The 23,915-nt window shown below is 66.8% G+C and carries 18 protein-coding genes and 2 tRNA genes; 12 read left to right on the top strand and 8 right to left on the bottom strand.

Going from position 1 to position 23,915, the window contains the following annotated elements; genetic code table 11:
* Positions 1–59: 59 nt before the first annotated feature.
* The 4 genes from ACFQRC_RS00810 (at position 60) to ACFQRC_RS00825 (ending at position 3,557) form a co-directional block, all read left to right on the top strand.
* On the top strand, positions 60–1,883 hold the full coding sequence (locus ACFQRC_RS00810; protein WP_379956751.1) for a heme lyase CcmF/NrfE family subunit: 1,824 nt from the start codon (positions 60–62) through the stop codon (positions 1,881–1,883).
* Positions 1,880–2,407, top strand: a complete 528-nt coding sequence (locus ACFQRC_RS00815) for a redoxin family protein (protein ID WP_379956753.1) — start codon at positions 1,880–1,882, stop codon at positions 2,405–2,407. Before ACFQRC_RS00810 ends, ACFQRC_RS00815 begins: the two co-directional genes overlap by 4 nt.
* A gap of 122 nt (positions 2,408–2,529) precedes the next feature.
* The gene (locus ACFQRC_RS00820; RefSeq protein WP_379956755.1) at positions 2,530–2,925 is read left to right on the top strand and encodes a cytochrome c-type biogenesis protein CcmH; all 396 of its coding nucleotides are present in this window, start codon (positions 2,530–2,532) and stop codon (positions 2,923–2,925) included.
* Positions 2,925–3,557 carry a tetratricopeptide repeat protein gene (locus tag ACFQRC_RS00825; RefSeq protein ID WP_379956757.1) on the top strand — a complete coding sequence of 211 codons (633 nt, stop codon included), beginning with the start codon at positions 2,925–2,927 and terminating at the stop codon, positions 3,555–3,557. Before ACFQRC_RS00820 ends, ACFQRC_RS00825 begins: the two co-directional genes overlap by 1 nt.
* A gap of 104 nt (positions 3,558–3,661) precedes the next feature.
* Here the strand turns inward: ACFQRC_RS00825 and ald are convergent, their stop codons facing one another.
* Entirely contained in the window at positions 3,662–4,762 is a 1,101-nt protein-coding gene (ald, locus tag ACFQRC_RS00830) for an alanine dehydrogenase (RefSeq protein ID WP_379956759.1), read from the bottom strand.
* Between the two features lie 159 nt (positions 4,763–4,921).
* Here ald and ACFQRC_RS00835 point away from each other — a divergent pair, with 159 nt between their 5' ends.
* Both ACFQRC_RS00835 and ACFQRC_RS00840 read left to right on the top strand, forming a co-directional pair.
* Positions 4,922–6,841 carry a potassium transporter Kup gene (locus ACFQRC_RS00835; RefSeq protein ID WP_379956761.1) on the top strand — a complete coding sequence of 640 codons (1,920 nt, stop codon included), beginning with the start codon at positions 4,922–4,924 and terminating at the stop codon, positions 6,839–6,841.
* 29 nt (positions 6,842–6,870) lie between these two features.
* Positions 6,871–7,383: a 2'-5' RNA ligase family protein gene (locus ACFQRC_RS00840; RefSeq protein ID WP_379956763.1), complete on the top strand. Its 513-nt coding sequence runs from the start codon at positions 6,871–6,873 to the stop codon at positions 7,381–7,383.
* 36 nt (positions 7,384–7,419) lie between these two features.
* Here the strand turns inward: ACFQRC_RS00840 and ACFQRC_RS00845 are convergent, their stop codons facing one another.
* From ACFQRC_RS00845 to yaaA, 5 genes are all read right to left on the bottom strand, one after another.
* Positions 7,420–7,848 carry a hypothetical protein gene (locus tag ACFQRC_RS00845; RefSeq protein ID WP_379956765.1) on the bottom strand — a complete coding sequence of 143 codons (429 nt, stop codon included), beginning with the start codon at positions 7,846–7,848 and terminating at the stop codon, positions 7,420–7,422.
* Positions 7,849–7,899: 51 nt separating this feature from the next.
* Positions 7,900–8,277, bottom strand: coding sequence for a hypothetical protein (locus ACFQRC_RS00850; protein ID WP_379956767.1), 378 nt, complete (start codon positions 8,275–8,277; stop codon positions 7,900–7,902).
* An 82-nt stretch (positions 8,278–8,359) separates the two neighbouring features.
* Positions 8,360–8,914, bottom strand: coding sequence for a GbsR/MarR family transcriptional regulator (locus tag ACFQRC_RS00855; protein WP_379956769.1), 555 nt, complete (start codon positions 8,912–8,914; stop codon positions 8,360–8,362).
* A gap of 93 nt (positions 8,915–9,007) precedes the next feature.
* The gene (gene gyrA, locus ACFQRC_RS00860) at positions 9,008–11,785 is read right to left on the bottom strand and encodes a DNA gyrase subunit A (RefSeq protein ID WP_379956771.1); all 2,778 of its coding nucleotides are present in this window, start codon (positions 11,783–11,785) and stop codon (positions 9,008–9,010) included.
* A gap of 145 nt (positions 11,786–11,930) precedes the next feature.
* Positions 11,931–12,689 (bottom strand): peroxide stress protein YaaA, encoded by a 759-nt coding sequence (gene yaaA / locus ACFQRC_RS00865; protein ID WP_379956773.1) that lies wholly within the window; start codon positions 12,687–12,689, stop codon positions 11,931–11,933.
* Positions 12,690–12,892: 203 nt separating this feature from the next.
* Here yaaA and ACFQRC_RS00870 point away from each other — a divergent pair, with 203 nt between their 5' ends.
* The 6 genes from ACFQRC_RS00870 to ACFQRC_RS00895 all read left to right on the top strand — a co-directional run bounded on the left by ACFQRC_RS00870 (position 12,893) and on the right by ACFQRC_RS00895 (position 18,646).
* Positions 12,893–14,113 carry a hypothetical protein gene (locus tag ACFQRC_RS00870; RefSeq protein WP_379956775.1) on the top strand — a complete coding sequence of 407 codons (1,221 nt, stop codon included), beginning with the start codon at positions 12,893–12,895 and terminating at the stop codon, positions 14,111–14,113.
* A 37-nt stretch (positions 14,114–14,150) separates the two neighbouring features.
* Positions 14,151–15,386 (top strand): tetratricopeptide repeat protein, encoded by a 1,236-nt coding sequence (locus ACFQRC_RS00875; protein ID WP_379956777.1) that lies wholly within the window; start codon positions 14,151–14,153, stop codon positions 15,384–15,386.
* A 189-nt stretch (positions 15,387–15,575) separates the two neighbouring features.
* A complete protein-coding gene (locus ACFQRC_RS00880) occupies positions 15,576–17,237 on the top strand; it encodes a histidine kinase dimerization/phospho-acceptor domain-containing protein (protein ID WP_379956779.1) in 1,662 nt (553 codons plus the stop codon).
* 8 nt (positions 17,238–17,245) lie between these two features.
* Positions 17,246–18,289: a polysaccharide deacetylase family protein gene (locus tag ACFQRC_RS00885; protein ID WP_379956781.1), complete on the top strand. Its 1,044-nt coding sequence runs from the start codon at positions 17,246–17,248 to the stop codon at positions 18,287–18,289.
* Positions 18,290–18,337: 48 nt separating this feature from the next.
* Positions 18,338–18,412: transfer RNA gene (locus tag ACFQRC_RS00890), tRNA-Ile, on the top strand.
* 157 nt (positions 18,413–18,569) lie between these two features.
* Positions 18,570–18,646 (top strand) — tRNA-Pro (locus ACFQRC_RS00895).
* A gap of 17 nt (positions 18,647–18,663) precedes the next feature.
* Here ACFQRC_RS00895 and ACFQRC_RS00900 read toward each other — a convergent pair.
* Positions 18,664–22,398, bottom strand: coding sequence for a S8 family serine peptidase (locus tag ACFQRC_RS00900; protein WP_379956783.1), 3,735 nt, complete (start codon positions 22,396–22,398; stop codon positions 18,664–18,666).
* 80 nt (positions 22,399–22,478) lie between these two features.
* On the bottom strand, positions 22,479–23,870 hold the full coding sequence (locus ACFQRC_RS00905; protein ID WP_379956785.1) for a M20/M25/M40 family metallo-hydrolase: 1,392 nt from the start codon (positions 23,868–23,870) through the stop codon (positions 22,479–22,481).
* Between the last annotated feature and the right edge of the window lie 45 nt (positions 23,871–23,915).

Consider the following 23,915-nt stretch of genomic DNA (forward strand, 5'->3'; position numbering starts at 1 on the left):
AAAACAAGGACAGGGCTTCGACAAGCTCAGCCCGAACGGAGGGGGAGGCCGGTGACAGCTTGCTTTCTACCGTGCGCCCCATCGCGGTCGCACAGGCGGTGCTGGTCGCGATTTCCTTCCTCTGCCTCATCCTGCTTTTCCTGCGCACCGATCTGTCCGTGGCGCTGGTCGCGGCGAACAGCCACGCGGCCAAGCCGTGGCTCTACAAGTTCGCGGGGACGTGGGGGAATCATGAGGGCTCGATGCTGCTGTGGGTCGCCGTGCTCGGCATCGCCGGCGGCGCGGTGGCCCTGTTCGAACGCAAGCTGCCCCAGCGGACCTTGATCGCGACGCTGGCGGCGCAGGCGGCGATCGGACTGGGCTTCTACGCCTTCCTCCTGTTCGCCTCCAATCCGTTCGAGCGGCTGAACCCGGCGCCAATGCAGGGGCAGGGGCTCAACCCCCTGCTCCAGGATCCGGGCCTCGCCTTCCATCCGCCGACGCTTTATTTCGGCTATGTCGGCATCTCGATCGCTTTCTCCTTCGCGGTCGGCGCGCTCCTCACCCGCGACGTCGGCGCGGCCTTCGCCAGGGCGATGCGGCCGTGGATACTCGCCGCCTGGATTTTTCTCACCCTCGGCATCGTGGCGGGCAGCTACTGGGCTTATTACGAACTGGGCTGGGGCGGCTGGTGGTTCTGGGATCCGGTCGAGAACGCCTCGCTCATGCCGTGGTTGGCGGCGACGGCGTTGCTCCATTCGGTCACGGTGCTCGCCACCCGCGATGCCCTGCGCGCCTGGACGGTGATGCTGGCGGTGGTCGCTTTCTCGATGTCGATGGTCGGCACTTTCCTCGTCCGCTCGGGCATCCTCACCAGCGTCCACGCCTTCGCCGTCGATCCCGAACGGGGCTTCTTCATCCTGATCCTGCTCACTTTGTATATCGGCGGCGCACTCACTTTGTTCGGGCTTCGCGTCGGCACGGTGCGCGAGGGCGCCACGTTCGAGCCGGTGAGCCGCGAAGGCGCGCTGGTCGCCAACAACCTTTTGCTCTCCGCCATCCTCGGCATCGTGCTGGTCGGCACGCTTTATCCGTTGGGAGTGGAGGCGGTGACGGGCGAGCAATTGTCGGTCGGGCCGCCTTATTTCAACAGCGCCGCCGGGCCAATCGCACTGGTGCTGGTCGCGGTCATGGCCGCGGGGCCGCTCATCAAATGGCGGCGGGACAAGGCGCGCGAAGTGCTGAATCGAATCGCCGTGCCGGTGCTGATCTCGGCGCTGGCGCTGTTCGCGCTCATCCTGTTCGCGCCGGGCATCGGCATTTTCCCGTTGCTGGGTCTCGTCCTCGCGGCGGGCACGGCGGCGGCGAGCCTGGCCCCGCTCTGGAAACGCAACCTGCGCCGCACGCCGCTCTTCACATGGGGGATGGTGATCGCCCATCTCGGCATCGCCGTCAGCCTCGCCGGCATGGCGTCGGAGACCGCCTTCACCAAGGAGACGCTCGTCGCCGCCCGCGTCGGCGACACGGTGACCGTCGGGCCCTGGTCCGTCCGCTTTGATGCGGTGGAGCCGATCGCCGGGCCGAATTGGACGGCGATCCAAGCGAAGCTCACCGCCCGGCGCGGCGACGGCGAGCCGTTCGTCCTCGAACCGCAGGCGCGGATGTTCACCTCGCCGCCGACCGAGACGAGCGAAGCCGCCATCGCGACGCGGCTCGGCGGACAACTCTATACGGTGCTCGGCAAGGGAGACATGCGGGGGCGCTGGCAGCTGCGGCTGTGGTGGAAGCCGTTCGTGACCCTGATCTGGCTCGGGGGCGTCCTGATCGCGCTCGGCGGCCTGCTGTCGCTGCTCGGCCGGCTGCGGCGCGAGCGGAAGGCGAAGCCCCAGGAGGCGTGGGCGTGAAGCGATATATCCTGTGGGCGCCGCTCGCCGTCTTCGTCCTCTTCCTGGCGATCGTCGGCATCGGGCTCTACAGCCCGTCGGATCGGACGATCCGGTCGAAGATGGTCGGAAAGCCCGTTCCCGATTTCGTCTTGCCGGCGATGCTGCCCGGGCGGCCAGGACTCGACAGCGCGGAATATGGCAAGGGCGAGGCGAGGGTCATCAACATCTTCGCGAGCTGGTGCGTACCGTGCATCGCCGAGGCGCCGCAACTGGAGGCGATCGCCCAGCGGGGCGTCCCCATCGACGCGGTAGCGGTGCGCGACCGACCGGAGGATGTCGCGGAGTTCCTCCGGCGCTGGGGCGATCCCTACCGCCGCATCGGATCGGACGCCAACAGCCGGGCGCAGATGGCGCTGGGCGCCTCGGGCGTGCCCGAGACGTTCATCGTCGATGGCGAGGGGGTGATCCGCTATTATCATTTCGGCCCGATCAACGCGCCGGACGTGCCGGACATCGTCGCGGCTTACGAGGCGGTGAAGTGATCATCTTCCCTCTCATCCGTTCGTGTCGAGCGAAGTCGAGACATCCTGCCGAGCGCAGGCGAGGCAATGAACATCTCGGCTCCGCTCGATGGCGCCCCTCGACTTCGCTCGGGGCGAACGGTTTGCTGCTTGCTCTCCTTCTCGGGACATCTCCCGCCCTCGCCGACTCGCTTCTCCCGCCCGCCGAATATGCCTACACACAGCTCCCCGATCCGGAGCGGGAGGCGGCGGCGCTGGGGTTGATGGAGACGTTGCGCTGCCTTGTCTGCCAGGGCCAGTCGATCGCCGACAGCGACGCGGAGATGGCCGGCGACATGCGGGCGCTCGTCCGCCAGCGCATCGCCGCCGGCGAGGAACCCGAGGCGATCCGCGACTGGCTGATCGACCGCTACGGCAATTGGGTGAGCTACGATCCGCCCCTCGAGCCGGTGACATGGCCGCTCTGGGCTGCACCCATCTTGCTGCTCGCCGCCGGCGCCTGGCTGGCGCGCGGGCGCTTTCGGAGGAAGAAAGGCTGATGGGTTGGTTGCTGATCCTCGCGCTGGCGGCGCTGGTGTTCCTGGCGCTGTGGCGTCTGGGGCGCTTCGACAAGGGCGCGCTGCAATTCCTCGGCGCGGCCTTGCTCATTGCCTGCGCCGGCTATGCCTGGCAGGGCCGGCCGGGGCTTGAAGGCAAGCCGGTGCCGCCGCCGGCCCGCGAGAAGCTGCCCGACACCGCCTTCGCCGAGGTGCGTGGCGACATGCTCGGCGAGTTCGACACCGCCGGCCGCTGGCTGACCATCGCCGACAGCTATCATCGGAGGGGAAACACTCTGGACGGAGCCGGCGTTATCAACGCGGCGCTTCGCGAGCACCCGAACAATGCCGACCTGTGGGTGGGGCTCGGCAACGCCCTCGTCATCCATGCCGACGGTCTGATGACACCGGCTGCCGAGCTCGCCTTCCAGCGCGCCGCCGCCATCGCGCCGGATCATCCGGGGCCCAAATTCTTCTACGGCCTGGCGCTGGCCCAGGGCGGCAAGTTCGACGAGGCCGAGGCGATCTGGCGCGACATCCTCGTCACCGCGCCGCCGGGCGTGTCCTGGCGGCCGATGATCGAGGAGCGGCTGATGATGCTGGAGCAGGCCAAGGCGATGGGGATGGTGCGCTAGGTTCCCCTCCCGCGAGCGGGAGGGGCTGGGGGAGGGGTTGTGGACCAACCATTGGCGACAGGCCCTCCCCTCAATCCCCTCCCGCAAGCGGGAGGGGAGGTTAGTCAGAAGGCGACAAATTCCTCGCCGAGTGCTTCGGCTACGGCCTGATGCCGAATCTTGCCGGCCATCACATTGAGGCCATTGGCGAGATGCGGGTCGGCTTTCATCGCGGCTTCCGCGCCGTTGTTCGCCAGCTTCAGCACGAAGGGCAGGGTCGCGTTGTTGAGCGCGAAGGCGGAGGTGCGGGCGACCGCGCCGGGCATGTTGGCGACGCAATAATGGATGACGCCATCTATCTCGAAGACCGGATCCTCGTGGGTCGTCGCTCGCGACGTCTCGAAGCAACCGCCCTGGTCGATCGCGATATCGACCAGCACCGAGCCGCGCTTCATCGTCTTCAGCATATCGCGGGTGACCAGCTTGGGCGCAGCGGCGCCCGGCACCAGCACGGCGCCTATGACGAGATGCGCGTTCGACACCGCCGCCGCGATCGCCGCCTTCGAGGCATAGGCCGTCTTGATCTGGCTGCCGAAAACCATGTCGAGCTCGGCAAGGCGGGCGTTCGAGATGTCGTAGATGGTGACGTCGGCACGCATGCCGACCGCCATCTGGGCGGCGTTGACGCCGGAGACGCCGCCGCCAAGGATCGCCACCTTGGCCGGCGCGACACCGGGAACGCCGCCGAGGAGAACGCCGCGGCCGCCTTGCTCCTTTTCGAGATAATGGGCGCCGACCTGGACCGACATCCGGCCCGCGACCTCGCTCATCGGCTTGAGAAGCGGCAGCGAGCGGTCATGGGCCGTCACCGTCTCATAGGCGATGCAGGTCGCCCCGGATTTCATCAGTCCCCTGGCCTGCTCGGGATCGGGCGCGAGGTGCAGGTAGGTGAAGAGCAGGTGCCGCGCCTCCAGCATGGCGATCTCTCCGGCCTGCGGTTCCTTCACTTTCACGATCATATCGGAATCGCGGAAAACCGAGGCCGCGTCGGGCACGATCCGCGCGCCGGCGTCGATATAGTCCTCATCGTCGAAGTCGATGCCGCCACCGGCCTTCGTTTCGACGATGACTTCATGGCCCGCTGCCGTCAGCTCCGCCACCGAAGGCGGGGTGAGACCGACGCGATATTCGTGATTCTTGATTTCCTTGGGCACGCCGACGCGCATCTTCGACTCCGTGGAGAAGGTTGAACGGCGCGTCTATAGTCCGCGCGGAACCGTTTGTCGCCATTGCCGAGCGCTTGGCCGCCATGCTAAGCGCGGCGGCTCTGGCCGTGCCGGCGACGTTGAACAAGGGATTGCTGGGCGCTTCGCGTCCGCCTGGAAATGACCGACACCGCCGCAGCATCGGATCTCCCAGACTCGCGTCCAGCCGGTCATGGGCAGCATCAGGCCAGCCTCGCCAAGCTGACGCTGGGCGCGATGGCCGTCGTGTTCGGCGACATCGGCACCAGTCCCCTCTACGCCTTTCGCGAGACTTTCGCCGGCGCGCATCCGCTGACTCTCGACCGACTCCATATCTACGGCGTCCTCAGCCTCATCTTCTGGTCGATGATGCTGGTCGTGACGGTCAAATATATCATGATCCTCACCCGCGCCGACAATAAGGGCGAGGGCGGCAGCCTGGCGCTGCTGGCGCTGATCTCCCGCCAGATAGGGCGCGAGAAGCGCTGGACGGCGGGCATCGTCCTGCTGGGCGTCTTCGCCTGCGCGCTCTTCTACGGCGATTCCATGATCACGCCCGCTATCTCGGTGCTGTCGGCGGTCGAGGGTCTGACGGTGGTGCAGGATTCGCTGGAGCCGCTCGTCATACCGATCGCCATCGGCATATTGATCGCCCTGTTCCTGATCCAGCGCCACGGCACCGCCCGGGTGGGGGCATTGTTCGGGCCCGTCGTCAGCGTGTACTTCCTGACGCTGGCCGTGCTCGGCACGATGAGCGTGCTCCGCGACCCCACGATCTTCCTGGCCCTGAACCCCTGGTATGCCTTCAACTTCTTCCTGATGGACAAGTGGCTCGCCTTCCTGGCGCTGGGCTCGGTCGTGCTGGCCGTGACGGGCACCGAGGCGCTCTATACGGATATGGGCCATTTCGGCCGCAAGCCGATCCAGAGAGGGTGGTTCTATTTCGTGCTGCCGGCGCTGATGCTGAATTATCTGGGGCAGGGCGTCCTGTTGATCGGGGATCCGGAGGCGATCAGCAATCCGTTCTTCATGCTGGCGCCGGATTGGTTTCGTCTGCCGCTCGTCATCATCGCCACCCTGGCGACGATCATCGCCAGCCAGGCTGTGATTTCCGGCGCCTTCTCCGTCACCCAGCAGGCGATCCAGCTTGGCTTCGTCCCCCGTCTTCGCATCCTCCATACCAGCGCGTCCGCGGCCGGGCAGATCTATATCCCGATCGTCAATTGGGCGCTGATGGTGATGGTCATCGCCCTCGTTCTCACCTTCGGCAATTCCAGCAATCTCGCCGCCGCTTACGGTATCGCCGTCACCGGAGCGATGTTCATCGACACCTGTCTGCTCGCCATCGTGCTGCTGTCGTTGTGGAAATGGAAGCCGTGGCTGGCGATCCCGCTGCTGGCGGTGTTCTTCATCGTCGACGGCGCCTATTTCGCCGCCAACCTCACCAAGGTGCCGGACGGGGGTTGGTTCCCATTGCTCGTCGGCCTCGTCGTCTTCACCCTGTTGACCACCTGGGCGCGGGGGCGGCAATTGATGCTCGCCCGGATGCGCGAGGCTTCGATGCCGGTCGAGATATTCGTCAAATCGGCGGCGAGCAGCGCCACCCGCGTGCCGGGCACCGCCGTCTTCATGACCACCTCGCCCGACGGCGTGCCGCATTCGCTGCTCCACAATCTGAAGCACAACAAGGTGCTGCACGAACGGGTCATGCTGCTCACCGTTCGGATCGAGGACGAGCCGTTCGTGGCCGAGGCGGAGCGCGTCGAGCTGACCAGCCTCGGCAGCGGCTTCTACCGGCTGGTGCTGCGCTACGGTTTCATGCAGGATTCGGACGTGCCGGCGGCGCTGGCGCGGGTCGAGAGCTGCGGGCCGGAATTCAGGATGATGGACACCAGCTTCTTCCTTGCGCGCCAGACCCTGCTCACCTCGAACAAGCCGGGCATGGCGGTGTGGCGCGAGCGATTGTTCGCGTGGATGCTGCGCAACGCCGAAAGCGCGATGGAATTCTTCAAATTGCCGCCCAACCGGGTGGTCGAGCTCGGCAGCCAAGTGGAGATCTGAGTGGTGTCTGGTTACGGCCGGTGCGGGCTTTGACTGACAAAAACACTCCCATCCTCGTCACCGCTTTGTTCGGCGACGGCGACAATGGCTGGCTGCAGCATCTGCGCCGGACCCATTATCCGCCGGAGCGCAACCGCGTGCCCGCGCATCTGACCCTGTTCCATCACCTGCCGCCGAGCATCGAAGCGGAGCTTGGTGGCCGCCTTGCCGTCCATGCGGCGACGCCGCGACCGGCCGCGCAGCTGGCGGGGGTGATCGATCTCGGCGCCGGCACCGCCCTTCGCGTCGAGAGCGCGATGCTGGAGGATATCCGCGCCGATCTTGCCGAGGCCTTTCGGGGGCTGCTGACGCCGCAGGACCGGGCGCCGTGGCGGCCGCACGTCACCATCCAGAACAAGGTCGATCCGGGTGAGGCAAAGCAGCTCCAGACAAGTCTGCGCGCGATCTTCGAGCCGCGGCCGCTCAGCATCGTCGCGCTGGCGTCCTGGCGCTATCGGAACGGTCCGTGGGAGCCGATCCGGAAATACAGCTTTCGCGGTTGAGAACTGAAAGACCGAGCCAGTCCGGCGGGATAGATGTCAGAGCGCGGCATCCCAGTCGAGGGACGTCCGACACAGGCGCGCCGAGATCGCGGAGGCGATTGTCAAGCCGAATGCCAGTTCCGGCTCGGTGGGATAGACTTTGAAGACGAGAGCCAGCGCCATGCCTATGCCCGCACCGACGATCGTCCACACAAGCGGCGGGCGGGCGAACTCTACGCGCTCGGCGAGCGCCGTCATGAGAGCCGCGCCCACGCAATTGGGTACCAGCGCGATAATGAAGCCCAATGCTATCGCCGGGACAGCAACGAGCGCAAAAGCAATGATTTTGTTTGCGTCCAGAACCACCGGCGCCGGGATCGTCAGATAGAGCGATGCTGCGTAAGCGCTGACGATAAAGACCGGGCCCGCAACGATCGATGCCAGCATGACGCCGGTTCGGATCGATCCAGTTCTTTGCATGATCATGTTCTCCCGGAATGGTGAGAGGCGGGCGCGGGAAGCGCCCGCCCCGTATCACTATGAGGCGGGAACAGCCGCCTGTCGGTCGTCAAGCCAGCCGTTCACCTTCCGGCCGAAATGGGAGATCGCGGCCATGTTGAAGAAGTGCATTCCGCCCAGCACGAGGACCGCCGATCCGACCTTGCCGCTGAGGAAGCGGATGGCTTCGGGCATCGTCGTTGGCTCGGCGCCGATGCTCAGGGTAAGCGTGATGAAGCCGATATTGACGAGGTAAAAGCCGACCACGAGCAGGTGATTGGTCGAGCGCGCGAGCACTTCATCGTGGCCGAAGCACTGGACGAGGAAAACCTCGCCATTCTTGGAGAGCGTGCGGGCGACCCAGACGGTGATGGCGATGGTGATCGCGAGATAGAGAAGATAGGAAATCTCGGTCATTATACTACCTTTCGTTCCTGTTGTTTCTGTAAATCCAGAAGATATATGGCGCAATTCAGGGCGGACATGACATGGCGTCCTCCTAATCCTGCTTGGATTTGGCTCGGCCCGGGGCGACGAAGCGCGCGACCCTGCCGCCGAGTTTCATGAGAGTGACGAGGGTGGGCTTGGGCAGGCTCCGGACCTGCTCATACCAATTGCCGAGCGTGGAGATGAATTCGTACATGCGGGTGACCCGTTCGCGCACGTGTGGCGGGGCGGATTCATCCCGCGCCAGGCGCGTGGCCAACTCGCTCAGAAGCGCGATCGTCGGGTCGATCTCCCGGCGCTTGCGCTCGGCCGCGATGCGCAGAAGCATGTCCCAAAGATCGGTTTCCGCGACGAAATGGTCGCGCCTGTCGCCCTCCACATGGACGCGCCGGACGATGCCATAGCCCTGCAATTCCTTGAGCGCCGTCGAAACGTTGGACCGCGCGAGACCAAGCTGGTCGACGATGTCATCCGCAGGGATCGGGTGGTCGGACAAGTAGAGAAGAGCATGCACCTGCGAAACCGATCGGTTGACGCCCCATTGGGTGCCCATCTCTCCCCAGTGCAGTATGAACGCCTTGGCATCCGGATGATCGAGAAGCGACATTGCCGTCCTTTCTGTAATTACAGAAATAGCCGATGACAACGATCGATGTCAAGCTGCTTTGAGCGACAGCGCGGCCCCTGGGGCTTGGCCGGATCAGTCCTCGTCGCCCGGCTCCTCCTCGATCCGCTCGTCCAGAGTTTCCGGTCCGGTTCCATCGTCCAGCGCAACGCCCTCGGCGGGCCTGGTGCCTTCGCCGTCGCCCAACTCGGCCTCGGCCTCGGCCTCGCTCTCTTCGATACGGGCGGCGGAGACGACGTGTTCGCCTTCGGCGACGCGGAAGATGGTGACGCCCTGGGTGTTTCGGCCGAGCGGCGTCCGGCCGATGCTCCCGACGCTGGTGCGAATGAGCTTCGCCTGATCGGTCACCAGCATCAGCTGTTCGCCGGGATGCGCCGGAAAACTGGAAACGACCGGCCCGTTTCGATCCGAGGCAACGATGTTGGTGATGCCCTGGCCGCCCCGATTCGTCCGGCGGTATTCATAAGCCGAGGTACGCTTGCCATAGCCGTTCGCGGTGACGGTCAGAATGAACTCCTCGGCTTCGGCGAATGCCTGCATTCTTTCCGGGGGCAGAGTGGGCTCATTCTCATTCTCCTTCCACGGCGCGGCGCGCAGATAGGCTTCGCGCTCGTCCGGGGTGGCGGGAAATCCGCCCAGGATCGACAGGGAAATGACCTCGTCGCCGTCCTTGAGCGTAATGCCGCGCACGCCGGTCGACGTGCGGCTCTGGAACTCGCGGACCGCGGTCGATTCGAACCGGATCGCCTTGCCGTTGCGGGTGGCGAGGAGGACATCGTCCTCCTCGGTGAGCAAGGCGACGCCGATCAAGCGATCGGCCGCGTCCTCGTCGAAACGCATCGCGAACTTGCCGTTGGAGGGCACGTTGGCGAAAGCGTCCATGGAATTGCGGCGGACGCTGCCATGGGCGGTCGCGAACACGACGTGGAGATTCTTCCACTCGCTTTCATCCTCGGGCAGCGGCAGGACGGTGGAGATGGTCTCGCCGTCGGCGAGCGGCAGCAGATTGACCATCGGCCGGCCCCGCGCCTGCGGGGCGCCCTCGGGAAGACGCCAGACCTTGAGGCGATAGACCTTGCCGGCGGTCGAGAAGAACAGGACCGGCGTGTGGGTCGAGGTCACGAACAATTTGGTGACCGCGTCCTCCTCCTTGGTGCCCATGCCGGCGCGGCCCTTGCCGCCGCGATTCTGGGTGCGGAAGGCGTCGAGCGGGGTGCGCTTGATATAGCCGCCGTGAGTCACGGTCACGACCATGTCCTCGCGCTCGATCAGGTCCTCGTCGTCGATGCCGTCGGCGGCGGGCGCGATCTGGGTCTTGCGCGGGGTCGAGTAAGCGGCCTCGATCTGCTCGAACTCCTCGCGCATCACCTGATAGAGCCTGACCCGGTTGCCGAGGATTTCCAGCAATTCGCCGATCGAGGTGGCGAGCTGGCGCAATTCGCCGGCGATCTCGTCGCGGCCGAGCGCGGTGAGGCGGTGGAGCCGAAGCTCGAGGATGGCGCGGACCTGGATGTCGCTGAGCTGGTAGGTCGACCCTTCGACCTCATGTTCGACCGCTTCGACCAAAGCTATGTAGGCGGCGATCTCCGCCACCGGCCACTCGCGGGCGAGCAAAGCGGCGCGCGCCTCGGCGGGGGAGGCGGAGGCGCGGATGATCCGCACCACCTCGTCGAGATTGGTGACGGCGATGACCAGGCCGAGCAAGATGTGGGCGCGGTCGCGCGCCTTGGCGAGTTCGAACTTGGCGCGGCGGGTGATCACTTCCTCGCGGAACTTGACGAAGGCCTCGATGATGTCGCGAAGGTTGAGCGTCTCGGGCCGGCCGCCGCGGATGGCGAGCATGTTGGCGGGGAAGGAGGATTGCGCGGGCGTGTGCCGCCAGAGCTGGTTGAGCACGACCTCGGGGGTCGCGTCGCGCTTGAGCTCGATGACGACGCGGACGCCCTCGCGGCTCGATTCGTCGCGGATGTCGGAGACGCCCTCGATGCGCTTGTCCTTGGCCGCCTCGGCGATCTTCTCGACCAGGCCGTTCTTGCCGACCTGATAGGGAATCTCGGTGAGGACGATGGACCGGCGGTCTCCGCGGCCTTCCTCGACGACGTGGCGCGAGCGCATGATGATCGAGCCGCGACCGCTATGATAGGCCGAGCGCGCCCCGTGGCTGCCGAGGATCAGGCCCCCGGTGGGGAAATCGGGGCCGGGGATGATTTCGATCAGCTCGTCGACGGTGATGGCGGGATTGTCGATATAGGCGTTGCAGGCCCTGATCACCTCGCCGAGATTGTGCGGCGGTATGTTGGTAGCCATGCCCACGGCGATGCCGCCGGCGCCGTTGACCAGCAGGTTCGGGAAGCGGGCCGGCAGCACGGTCGGCTCTTCGCGCGAGCCGTCGTAATTGGGAGCGAAGTCGACCGTGTCCTTGTCGATATCCTCGAGCAGGCTCATCGCGACCTTGGCGAGCCGCGCCTCGGTGTAGCGCATCGATGCCGGAAGATCGGGGTCCATCGACCCGAAATTGCCCTGGCCGTCCATCAAGGTGACGCGCATCGCCCAATCCTGGGCCAAGCGAGCGAGCGCGAAATAGATCGAGGCGTCGCCATGGGGGTGGTAATTGCCCATCACGTCGCCGACGATCTTGGCGCATTTGCGATAGGGCCGGCCGGGAACGAAGCCGCCTTCGCTGCAGGCGTAGAGGATGCGGCGGTGGACCGGCTTCAGGCCGTCGCGCACGTCTGGCAAGGCGCGGCTGACGATCACGGACATCGCGTAATCGAGATAGGAGGTCTTCATCTCCTCCACGATCGAGATCGGGGTGATGTCGCTGTTTTCGATGGTCGGCGGTGCGCTGGCCAATGGGAATTCCTGAGCTGTCAGAATGGAGCGCTTCTCGCGCTTTGGGGGATGGCGAGTCTCTAGCCGATGGAACCGCCCAGCGCCACCCCCGCGCGGGCGCACACGCGCGTACGCGAGGACGCCGCTCGTTCATTCATGGCGAGGGTCAGGTTCGGCTGAAGCGCCAGCGTTTCGCGTCGCTGTGAACGGGGTCGTAGGCGTAGCCGTCGATGTCGAAGCCTTTGAGCGCCTCCGCATCGGACAGCCGGTTCTCGCAAATGTAGCGCGCCATCATGCCGCGGGCGCGCTTGGCCTCGAAGCTGTTGAAGCGGAGCCCGTTCGGCCCTTGCTCCCGAAAATCGATCTCGATGACGCCGATATTGGAATGGAGCCGGCCCTCCACCGCGCGCCAATATTCCTTGCTCGCCAGGTTGACGATGACACGATGCCCCGATTCCTCGAGATCCTGCTCCAGCCGCCGCGCGATGCGGTCTTTCCAATAGCCGTAGAGGTTCTTCGCCCGCCCGGGCGCCCAGCGTGTGCCCATCTCCAGCCGATAGGGCCGGATTGCATCGAGCGGTCGAAGCAGGCCGTAGAGGCCGGAGAGGATGCGGACATGGTCCTGGGCGAACAGAAGCGCCTCATCGTCCAGGCTGCGGACCTCGAAGCCGACATAGACGTCGCCGGCGAAGGCATGGATGGCCGGGCGTCGCGGCGCTTCCTTAAATCCGCGGAAGCGATCGACGTTGAGCCTGGCGAGCTTGTCCGAAATCCCCATCAGGGCGCGCAGCTTGTTCGCGCTCAGCTTCGCGGCGGACGCGGCGAGCGCGCCGGCGTCCGCGTCGAACGCCGGTTCGGTGACGGGGAGGAGCGGGAGCGGCCGTTCGTAATCGAGCGATTTGGCCGGCGACAGGATGGCGAGCATGGGCCTCGCCCGTTAGAGGCGGCGGCGGGCCGGGTCAAACCTTCCCCGGCGCGCCGGATTCTCCTGCCTCCGCCGATAGTTGCAGTTCAAGCCCCGTTCAGCGCAACGGCGCTAGAAAGGAGGTGCGATTGGCGATAGAAGCTCGCCTTCCCGGCGATACGGGCTCGCGCCCGATCCCGCGGCTAACAGGAGGCTCCACGCATATGAATTCGGTTCCCAGCATCGCGCTCGGCCTTGCCCTGGCGCTCGGCGGAGTATCGATAGGCGCGCCGGGTTTCGCCCAGCAGCCCGCCGAGATCAGCCTCGGCGAGCAGGAGCGCGAAGCGCTGCAGGCGCTCAAGACCGCGCTGGATGCGAGGAACTATCCCGCCGCGACCGCCGCGCTCGCCACCGCCCAGGCGGCCGCGCGATCGGGCTATAGCCGCTATCTCGCCTCCGCCCTCCAGCTCCGCCTCGGCGTCGAAACCGGCAGCTACGGCCTTCAGACCACCGCGATCGATTCGATGATCACGAGCGGTGCCGTGCCCGCGGCGGACATGCCGCAGCTCTACAAGAGCCAGGGTGCGCTGGCGATGAGCGCCGGCGAATATAAGGATGCCGAAGCCTCCTTCACGCGCTGGGTAGAGGCCGCCCCGAATGACCCCGAGGCGTTGCTGGCGCTGGCCGAAGCCAAGAACCTTCGCAAGAAGACGCCTGAGGCCGTCGCCCTCATCGGTCGCGCCATCGACCTGCGGACGGCCGCCAACCAGCCGGTTCCCGAGTCCTGGTACAGGCGCGGCCTCAAACATGCCTTCGACGCGCGGGCGGTGCCGCAGAGCATCGCGCTGAGCCGGGGTCTCGTCGCCACTTATCCGACCGCCGAGAATTGGCGCGACGCGTTGCTCATCCGCCGCGATCTGGGACAATTGGACCCCGCCGCCACCATCGACCTGCTGCGCCTGCTGCGTAGCGCCGGCGCGCTCGCCGGCGAACGCGACTATGAAACCGTGGCCCAGGCGCTTCTCGACGCCGGCTTGCCGGGCGAGGCCAAGGCCGTGCTCGACGAGGGTGTCGCGAAGAAGATGATCGATCCCGCCAAGGGCAGCTTCAAGGCGCTGATGGCGACCGCCTCCAAGAAGGCCGCCGCCGAGCGCGGGGCGCTGAAGGGGCTGGAAACCAAGGCCATGGCGGCCGCCACCGGCGCCGCCGCGCTGAGCGCCGGCGATGCTTTCCTGAGCTATGGCGACCATGCCAAGGCCGCCGAACTCTATCGCGCCGCGATCCAGAAGGGATCGATCGACGCCAACGTCGCCAACACCCGCCTCGGCATGGCGCTGGGAATGGCTGGCCGGAAGGTCGAGGCCGAAGCCGCTCTTCGCGCGGTGACCGGAGCGAGGGCCGACCTCGCTTCCCTCTGGCTGCTCTGGCTCGCGCAGCGCGGCTGATCCCGCTACACTCACGAACGCTACAGGAGAAAAACCCATGAAATCCATCTCGACCTTCGCGCTCGGCGTCGCGCTCGCCTTGGGCGGCGCCATGGCCGTCGCTCCTTCCACCGCGGCCGCCCAGGAAGAATCCGAGGCTTCGGCCCGCAAGTTCAAGTTCAGCAAGGAAGGGCAGCCGGCGCTCGCGGCGGTGCAGAAGGCTCTCAATGCGGGTGACGAAGCCGGCTACCAGACCGCCTTGGCGGCCGCGAAGGCGGCCGTGCAGAATACCGACGACCGCTACGTCCTTGCGCAGCTCCAGCTATCCCATGCGATCAAGGCCAATGACGACGCGCTGAAGCTCGCCGCGATCGACGCCATGATCCAGAGCGGCGGCGCGACCGCCGCGGAGCTCCCCGCGCTTTACCAGAATCTCGGCGGCATCCATTACAATGCCGGGAAATACGATCTCGCCGCGGCCGCCTTCAAGAAACTGGTCGAGCTGCAGCCGGGGAACAAGGACGCGGCGAACAATCTCGCGGCGGCGCTCGCGCAGAGCAATCCCGCCGAAGCTGCGGCGGTGCTCCAGCAGCAGATCGCCGCGGCCAAGGCCGCCAACCAGCCGGTCTCGGAGGAACTCTACAAGCAGGCGCTCGGCCTAGCCTATGATGCGCAGTCGCCGAACAGCATCGAACTCAGTCGCGAGTTGGTCGCCGCCTATCCCAGCGCCGAAAACTGGCGGAACGCTTTGACCATCTATCGCGAGATGAAGAATCCCGCCGGCGACGCGAACCTGGACGTCCTGCGGCTGATGCGCGTGACCAAGGCGTTGCAGGGTGAGCGCAACTATTTCGAACTCGCGGACGCGCTCAACGATGGCGGCCTGCCGGGTGAAACCAAGGCCGTGCTCGACGAGGGCGCCGCCGCCAGGCAGGTCAATCTGTCCGAGGCGGGCTTCAAGGAACTCCACGCTCTCGCCAGCGGCCGCATCACCGAGGACAAGGCATCGCTTCCGGGCCTCGAAAAATCCGCGATGGCGGCGGCCACCGGCAAGGCGGCGCTGACCACCGGTGACGCTTATTACGGCTATGGCGATTATGCCAAGGCGGCCGCCCTCTACCGCGCCGCGCTCCAGAAGGGATCGATCGACGCCAATCTGGCGAATACCCGGCTCGGCATGGCGCTCGCGCTCGCCGGGCAGAAGGCGGAGGCCGAAGCGGCCTTCAAGGCCGTTACCGGACCCCGCGCCGATATTGCGGGTTACTGGCTGGTCTGGCTCGGCCAGTCGGCCTGACCGAAGCAACACGCAAGGGAAGGGCGTCGACGAAAGTCGGCGCCCTTTTCACATGGTCGGTCGCGACGCGACGCGTCGTCCCATATTGCGACGCGCCCGTATTTCGCACTTCCTGATCCGGCCTCCGCGCGGTAACGACGATGCGTGAGATCCAGCCGGGGCCGGCGTCTCGCGGATTGGGGACGAGGCGTGCGTTTCGACGATAGAATCGAGACCGTGATGGCGCTGCCCGCGACCGGCGCCGCCGCGCGCGCCGTCAAATGGCGTCAGCTCGTCGATCTCCTCGCCCAGCGCCGCGAAGGCGAGGGGGGCAGGCCGCTTCACGAGGCCTTCGCTTGGCTCGCCGACCATCGCGACGATATCGACCCATCGGTTCGCCGAGATATTGCCCGGTCTCTCGCCGGGCGTGGCGTCTCGCCCGATCTGCTCGCCTTCTTCGCGAGCGACCATGCCTCGGTCGCGGCGCCGCTGATCGCCGGCGCCCGCCTCGATCGCGACGAGTGGCTCGATCTCCTCCCCATGCTGACGCCGACGGCGCGCGCTCTGGTCCGCCACCGCCGTGATCTCGACCCCCGGGTGATGCAGGCGCTGACCAGCTTCGGTTCCAGCGATTTTGTGATCGCCGGCGCCGTTTCGGCTCCCGCGGTCGGGGAAGGGCCGGCGCTGAATCCCGCCGCCGAGGAAGGCGAGGCGCAGATACGCGACCTAGTCGCCCGCATCGAGGCTTTCCGCAAGCATCGCGCGGCGACCGCGCCGCTGCCCGCGCCGGAGGCGTCAGGCCCGGTCGAGAGCTTCCGTTGGGAGACCGGCGCCGACGGCGTCATCATCTGGGTCGAGGCGGCGCCACGCGGGCCGCTTGTGGGCCAGAGCCTCTCCAGCATCGCCGGGCGAGGCGATCACGGCGTCGACGGGCAGGCCGCCGGCGCGTTCGAGAAGAGGTCGCCGTTCCGCGATGCGCGCTTCAGCGTCGCCGGCTCCGGACCGGCGGCGGGGGACTGGCGCATTTCGGGCGTCCCCTTCTTCGATCCCGCGACCGGCAGCTTTCTTGGCTATCGCGGCGGCGCCCGGCGGCCCCGGGTTGACGAGGTCGCCCGCACCCAATCGTCCCGGGCGGATGGCGGAGGCCTGTTCGGCACCGACCTACCCGCCGATTCCCTGCGCCAGCTCATCCACGAGCTGCGTACCCCGCTCAACGCCATTGTCGGCTTTGCCGAGATGATCGACGGCCAGTATATGGGACCGGCCGGAATCAGTTATCGATCGCGCGCCGGCGAGATCGTAGAGCAAGCGAGCCGCCTCCTTTCGGCGGTCGACGACCTCGACACCGCCGCGCGGATCGAGACGAGCCGCCTCAATCTGGAGGAGAGCTCGGTCGATGCGGTGGCTTTGCTCTGCCGTCTCCACGACGCCTATGAGCGCGTCGCGAGCCAGCGTCACTCTCGCATCGCCATCGAGATCGCGCGCGACCTGCCCCTGGCCCGGGTCGAACTGGACGCGGCCGAGCGCATGTTCGCGCGCATGCTCGCCGCCACGATCGGCCTTGCGCAGGAAGGCGAGACCATCTCCGCGACCATGACCATGGGTCGGCTCGGGCCCGCGTCGATGCTGTGCCTTTCGATCGATCGTCCGCGTACGATCGACGGGCTCGACGAAGCGGCCTTGCTCGATCCCGGCTACAGCCCGGACGGAGACTGGCCCGGGGCGCCGGCGCTCGGCCTCGGCTTCGCGCTCCGTCTGGTTCGCAACCTGGCGGAGGCGGTCGGGGGCGGACTTGTCATCGGCCGCGAACTTTTCTCGCTCTATCTCCCGCCAGTCGATGCCGCCGAGCGGTCCACCGGCCAGAGCGTCTGACCGGCACGGTGCCGGCCGGCTTCCTCACCGACTGGGCCGCCTGCGGCAGGCTCGACCGGCCGCCGCACGAGAGCTGCTATCTGGAGCTGCCCGAGGATTTCGGGCGCCGTTTCGCCGTGTTCGTGGACACCGAGGAGGAGTTCGACTGGACCCGGCCGCTGAGCCGGGAATCGCGCTCCACCAAGTCGGCGGAATCGCTGCCGGACATCCATCGCCGCTTCAAAAGCCAGGATGTGCGGCCCGTCTATCTGGTCGATCATCCGATCGCGACGGACGACCGCTGCGTCGCCATGCTGCGCCAGTTTCAGGAAGATGGCGAATGCGCGGTTGGAACCCAGCTCCATCCCTGGGTCAATCCGCCTTTCGAGGAGCGGGTCGGCGGCGCCAACAGCTACGCCGGCAACCTCCCCGAAGCGCTTGAGCGGGCCAAGCTCACCGTCCTGACCGAGACGATCGAGGAGGGATTTGGGCGGCGGCCGATCGTCTATCGCGCAGGCCGCTATGGGGTCGGGCCGAACACCGCCGGGATCCTCCGCGACCTTGGCTATGAGGCCGATGTCTCGGTGCGGGCGCTGTTCGACTATAGCGGTGAAAGCGGGCCGGATTTCAGCGCGGTGAAGCCTCTTCCCTACAGGATCGGCGACGGCGCGCTGCTCGAAGTCCCGCTGGGCGCGGCTTATGTCGGGCCGCTGCGACGCAAGGGCAGGGGGCTTTACCGGGCCGCCGGGCGGATACCCCATATGCGCGGCGCCCTCGCCCGCAGCGGCCTGCTCCAGCGGGTCGCGCTGACGCCCGAGGATATGACGCTGGCGGAAGTAACGAGCGCGATCGACGTGATGATCGATGACGGCGTTCGGCTTTTCTCCATTTCCTTCCATTCGCCGTCGGTCGAGCCCGGCCACACGCCCTATGTTCGCGATCAGGCCGACCTCGACATTTTCCACGCCTGGTGGGACGGTATATTCGACCATCTCGCGCGGCTGGGAATCGCGCCCGCTTCCCTCGACGAAATCCTCGCCGCCGCGAAAAGGGCGGGGCCGCTCGCAGGATAGCTTGCCAAGCCGCGCCCTGCTCCGCTATCGCGCGGGCACGCTTGGCAGGGGCCTGTAGCTCAATGGTAGAGCCGGCCGCTCATAACGGCTAGGTTGGGGGTTCGAGTCCCTCCGGGCCCACCAGCCTTCGCTCCTGTCGGAGCTTCGGCTGGCAGGCCAGCCTGGGTTGGTATAGGGCGCGGGCCTGGCGGTTTGCCGCCAAAGCCTCGGTTGGCAGGCCAGCCTGGTTTGATGCAGGCGATGGATTGGCGGGCTTGCCCGCCGAAGCCTTAGGCGAAGGCGGGGAGTGGCGCAGCCTGGTAGCGCATCTGCTTTGGGAGCAGAGGGTCGCAGGTTCGAATCCTGTCTCCCCGACCATCTTCGAATAACCGAATTCAGGCGATGCCGGCCGGCGGGGCGAGGATCATGTCGTCCGTCGTCAGCTCCGAAAATGGGTTGAGCAGCAGAAAATCAGTCAGCGTGATGAGCAGGAAGCCGGGATCGTTGGGGTCGGGATCGACGTAGACGTAAACATTGTGATCGTCGGGGAAGAAGACGTTCTGTGTGTAGATGCTGATGAAAAGGGAGGGGCCGAACGCTGTCAGGTCGATCCGGTCGGAGCCGTCGACGAAGTCCGCTATCGCGTCCGCGTCGCCGACCGCGGCGAAGGTGAAGATGTCGCTTCCCATCCCTCCGGCCAGCGTGTCGCCGCCGGCGCCGCCAAGGAGGATGTCGTCGCCCGCTCCCCCGGCCAGGAAATCGTCTCCGTCGCCGCCGTCGAGCCGATCCGCGCCAGCGAGGCCGGATAGGCGATTGGCGCCCGCGTCACCGATCAGCGTATCGGCGTGGGCCGAACCGGTAAGCCGCTCGATGCCCGACAAGATATCGAGCCCGGACCCGAGCGTGTCCTGCGCGAAGAGGAGGCGCAGATCCACCACGACGCCGGCCGCGCTTCCCGCGTAGCTGGCCCTGTCGCCGGCGCCGTCGCCGCCCAGGAGCCGGTCGTTGCCCGCGCCGCCATTCAGCAGGTCGTTGCCGTCGCCGCCGATGAGCCGGTCGGCGCCGCCGGAGCCGCGGAGCGCGTTGGCCCCGGCGTCGCCGGTGAGCCGGTCGGCGAAATCGCCTCCGGCGAGCCCTTCGATGCCGATGAGCAAGTCGGCGCCGTCGCCGCCGTCCGCCTGGCGTCCGGTCAGCCGGAGATCCGCTACCACCCCCGCGGCCGCGTCGGCGAAGCTGGCGATGTCGGTCCCGCCGCTGCCATCGATTATGTCGTCGCCCGCGCCGCCCGCGAGGAGATCGTCGCCATCGCCGCCGGACAGATGGTCGCTTCCATCCCCACCCCGGAGGAGGTTGGCCGCGCTGTCCCCCGTCAGGGCGTCGTCATGATCCGAGCCCAGCAGCCGCTCGATGCCGATCAGCCTGTCCATGCCGGCGCCGACCGTGTCCTGGGCGCGCCGCACGCCGAGATCGACGGTGACGCCCATGATCGCTCCGCCATAATCCGCCGTGTCGCGCAGGCCGGCGCCGCCGGCGATCCGGTCGGCTCCGCCGCCGCCGGTGATAAGGTCATCGCCGTCGCCACCGATCAGCCGGTCGTCGCCGTCGCCGCCATCGAGCCTGTCGTCGCCGGCGGCGCCCCGGAGGCTGTTGGCGCCGCCATCGCCGCGCAACCGGTCGGCAAAGGCGGAGCCTTCCAGGGCCTCGATCCCGGCCAGTGTATCGATTCCGGCGCCGAACGTGTGCCGTGGGCCCGAAAGCGAGAGGTCCACCACTACGCGTGACAGGCTTCGGGCATAACTGGCAACGTCCAGCCCCTCGCCGCCGAAGAGCGAATCGTGACCCTCGCCGCCGATCAGGCGGTCGTCGCCATCGTCGCCGACCAGAACATCATTGCCGCGGCTACCTGCAAGAAGGTTGGCGACAGCGTCTCCTCGCAGTTCGTCGGCGAAGGCGGAGCCATGGAGGCGCTCGATACCGTCGACTGAGTCGATGCCGGCGCCTTGCGTGTCCTGCGGCCCCTCCAGGCCCAGGTCGATCCGAACCCCGGCGGGCGCGCTTCCATAAGCGGCCGCGTCGTCCAGGCCGGCCCCGCCCGACAGGAAATCGTCGCCGGCGCCGCCTTCCAGCCAATCGCCGCCGTCGCCGCCGGCCAGGGAATCGTCGCCGTCGAAGCCCCGGATCAAATTGGCGGCGGCGGAGCCGGTCAGGCGGTCGCTATGATCCGACCCCAGCAGCCGCTCGATTCCAATCAGAGTGTCGAGGCCGACGCTCCCGCTATCCTGGGCGCCGGCGAGATCGAGGTCGATGACGACCGCCCCGGATGCGTGGCGGTAGCTCGCGGCGTCGCCGAGGCCGTCTCCCCCGTCGAGAAGGTCGTTTCCGGACCCTCCGTCGAGGCGGTCGTCGCCGCGGCCTCCCTCGAGGATGTCGTCGCCCTCGAAGCCGGTTATCCGGTCGCCGCCGCGCTGACCGCGCAGATGGTTCGCCGCGAAATTGCCGGAGATCCAGTCGCCGCCGTCGCCGCCGATCGCATTCTCGATAAGGGTGTCCTCCGCGACCGTCAGGACCTGGCCGTTGATCTCGCTGGCCGCACCGCCGTGCAGATCGATGCGCGAGGCCGCCGAGACCGCGGCGGCATTGATCGTGTCGAGGCCGCCTTCGTCGCTGAGAGTCGCCCCGTGGATGGCTCCGGCGAGGATTCCGAACTCGTTGGTGTAGAAATAAGTGTCGTCGGGGCTTTGCGCCTCGCCATATATGTCGAGGGCGAGGAAGCCGAGCGTGCCCGTGCCGCCGGCCACGGTATCGGCGACGCGCACGGTCCAAATGCCTTGCGCATCCTCGCCGGCGAAGGCGTTCGATCCGAAGGTCCATCCCTGGAAGCGGCGCGGTATGCCGAATTGATCGGGATTCTCGCCGCGGTGGAAAAACAGGATGCTCTCGGTGCCGCTCGGCGAGATGATCGTGATCTCGACCTGGCGGGCGTCGCCATGGGTGAGGCCGACCCGCAAGTCGATGCGCTCGGTGGAAATCCCGGCTCCGACGGTGAACTCTACCTCGACACCACCGGAATCGGCGTCGGGGACGGCGAGGCTGCCGGTGAACTCGGCCGACGCCGCCAGCTCGTTCGCCGAGGTCTGCTGGCGGGTCCAGGTCTCGGCGAGACGCACGGCGGCGAGCGCGTCGACCAGCCCGAAGCCATAATCGTTGGAGAAATGGTAGCCGCCGCCGTTGACATAATCAGCGTTGTTGATCGTCCAGGCGAAGCGTTCGGTATCCTGGATGGTGCCACTGATGTCGCTACCGGTATGGCGGGCGGTGATCGCCAGTATTTCCTGAACGTCGCGCCAGCCGAGATCGGGATTGGCTTCGAGCATCAAGGCGACGACTCCGCTCACCATCGGCGTGGCAGCGGAAGTGCCGCCGAAATTGGAGGTGTAATCGCCATGATCCGCGCCGGCGGAGCCCTGAAGGTCGGTCGTGGTGATGCCGTTGCTTCCCCCTGGAGACGATGAAGGCGCGACCACCGTCAGCGTCGCTCCCTCCGAGGAATAGTCGCTGACCAGTCCCGACTTGCCGACCGCGCCGACCACGATCGTATGGCGGTGCGCGGTGAAGGGCGACAGATTGGCGTCGAGATTGCCCATGCGGTTGTTGCCGGAAGCGACGACGACGATCGTGCCTAGGCCGTCGCGGCCGTTGTCGGCGGCATTGGCATATTCGTCTTTCCAGTCGGTGGTGCGGTCCCATATGAACAGGGTGCCGAGCGAGATGTTGGCGACGTCATATTGCGCGGCGTCGATCACCGCCGAGGTGGAACCGCCGAGGCCGGTTATCACCGCCTCATAGGCGACGCCGACTCCGCCCTCGCCGTTGCGCTCGGCGGCGATCAGCCCGGCCACCTGGGTGCCGTGTGCATGGCCTTCCGTTGGAAAGGTGATGCCGACATAATTGCCGTCGAGATCGGGATGGGTGGATTCGACCGGGCGGTCGATCACCGCGACACGCACCCCGCGCCCGGTATAATCGTCCCAGACGGGAACCACGTTGAGGTCGATCAGCGCGTCGAGCGTGGCGGTCCGATCGAGGTGCCATTGCCGAATGAAGAGGGGGTCGTCGGGACCGGCCGTCATATATCAGCTCTCCGCTATGGGGCGATGCTTCCCAATCTAGCGGATTCGGCGATCGAATGATTGCGAAATAATCGCGAGGATCATTGCGCGGCGGGCGGTACCTTCCCGATCTCCTCCGGCGCATTGGCGACCACCGACAGCATCGCCGTCCAGGCGGCGACATTCTGCCTCAATTCCTCGGGGTCTATCTTGTCGAGCGTGTCGTCGGGCGTGTGGTGGTAATCGAAATAGCGCGTGCCGTCCTGATTGAGGTCGATCGCGGCGACGCCGGCCTGCGCGAACTCGCTCAAGTCCGCGCCGGCATTGGCTCTGCCCCGGCCGCGTGTGATGCCCAGCGGCGCGAGGACCTGCGCCACTCGGTCCCCGAGGTCCTTGTTCGAATCGGCGAGGCTGGTCTGCATCCGCCAGACCTCGCCGGCACCGAAATCGGATTCGCCGACCAGGACGATATTCTCGTCCTTATGCGCCTCGAAATAAGCGTCGCTGCCGAAGCCGCCGACTTCTTCCGAGCCGAACCAGACCACGCGGATCGTCCGGCGGGGCTGGCCCGCGTCCATGATCCGCTTCGCCGCCGCCGCGGTGATGGCGACGCCGGCCGCATTGTCCACGGCGCCGGTCGCGAGATCCCAGCTGTCGAGGTGGCCGCCGATGACGACGATGCCCGCCGCTGGATCGGTGCCCGGAACCTCCGCCACGACATTGCCGGAGGGCTGGTTCTGAAGCGTTCGGGGGGTGAGAATGAGGCGCATCGTCACTTCGTCGCTGCGCTCCAGCATCCGCGCCAGATTTTCCGCGTCGGGGATCGACAACGCGCCGGCCGGGATCGGCGTCACCCCCTCGGCAAAGGTGGTGAGGCCGGTATGGGGATTGCGGTGATAGTCGGTGCCGACCGAACGGATCACCGTCGCCACCGCGCCCTTGCTCGCCGCGACAGACGGGCCGACGAAGCGCGCGCCGCCATAATAGCCATAGCCCGAGCCGTCCTGGGTCGGCTCCATGGCGTGGGAGATGAAGACGATCTTGCCTTTCAAGCTTCCGTCTGGCGCCGCACGAAGCGCATCCAGCGTTTCAAAGCCGACGATCTGCGCGGTGATGCCCTCGGGCGGAGTCGCGCCGCTTCCACCCAGCGCCGTGACGTGGAGCTTCTGCGGGAAGGGCGACACGATTTCGGCCGTTTCGGCGCCGCGCACCCAGACGGGCATGCGGTAATCCTCGACATGGACGTTATGGAAGCCGAGCGACTTCAGCTTCGCCACCGCCCAGTCCCGCGCTCGCGCTTCGCCCGGTGTTCCCGCTGCGCGGGGTCCGACCTCGGTGGTGAGTCCTTCGGCTATGTCCCAGGCTATGTCGTCATCCAGCGCCGCCTCGCGAAGCTGCGCGATCCGTTCTTCCGGAGCTTGGGCCCATCCGGAAACCGGGACGGCGACGATGAGGAGGGGGAGGGCGGAGGCGGCGAGGAGAAGCTTTTTCATTGCGCCCGCTTAAGGACCGTGGCGCCGTTTGCCAATATCGGGAAA

Origin of the sequence: Enterovirga sp. GCM10030262 (assembly GCF_042666435.1) — a bacterium.
Classification (GTDB): Bacteria; Pseudomonadota; Alphaproteobacteria; order Sphingomonadales; family Sphingomonadaceae; genus Allosphingosinicella.

Excerpts from the sequence above, each read along its gene's own strand:
- ACFQRC_RS00825 (WP_379956757.1), top strand. The coding sequence starts at position 2,925 with ATGGGTTGGTTGCTGATCCTCGCGCTGGCGGCGCTGGTGTTCCTGGCG.
- ald (WP_379956759.1), bottom strand. The coding sequence starts at position 4,762 with ATGCGCGTCGGCGTGCCCAAGGAAATCAAGAATCACGAATATCGCGTC.
- ACFQRC_RS00835 (WP_379956761.1), top strand. The coding sequence starts at position 4,922 with ATGACCGACACCGCCGCAGCATCGGATCTCCCAGACTCGCGTCCAGCC.
- ACFQRC_RS00845 (WP_379956765.1), bottom strand. The coding sequence starts at position 7,848 with ATGATCATGCAAAGAACTGGATCGATCCGAACCGGCGTCATGCTGGCA.
- ACFQRC_RS00850 (WP_379956767.1), bottom strand. The coding sequence starts at position 8,277 with ATGACCGAGATTTCCTATCTTCTCTATCTCGCGATCACCATCGCCATC.
- ACFQRC_RS00855 (WP_379956769.1), bottom strand. The coding sequence starts at position 8,914 with ATGTCGCTTCTCGATCATCCGGATGCCAAGGCGTTCATACTGCACTGG.
- yaaA (WP_379956773.1), bottom strand. The coding sequence starts at position 12,689 with ATGCTCGCCATCCTGTCGCCGGCCAAATCGCTCGATTACGAACGGCCG.
- ACFQRC_RS00870 (WP_379956775.1), top strand. The coding sequence starts at position 12,893 with ATGAATTCGGTTCCCAGCATCGCGCTCGGCCTTGCCCTGGCGCTCGGC.
- ACFQRC_RS00875 (WP_379956777.1), top strand. The coding sequence starts at position 14,151 with ATGAAATCCATCTCGACCTTCGCGCTCGGCGTCGCGCTCGCCTTGGGC.
- ACFQRC_RS00900 (WP_379956783.1), bottom strand. The coding sequence starts at position 22,398 with ATGACGGCCGGTCCCGACGACCCCCTCTTCATTCGGCAATGGCACCTC.
- ACFQRC_RS00905 (WP_379956785.1), bottom strand. The coding sequence starts at position 23,870 with ATGAAAAAGCTTCTCCTCGCCGCCTCCGCCCTCCCCCTCCTCATCGTC.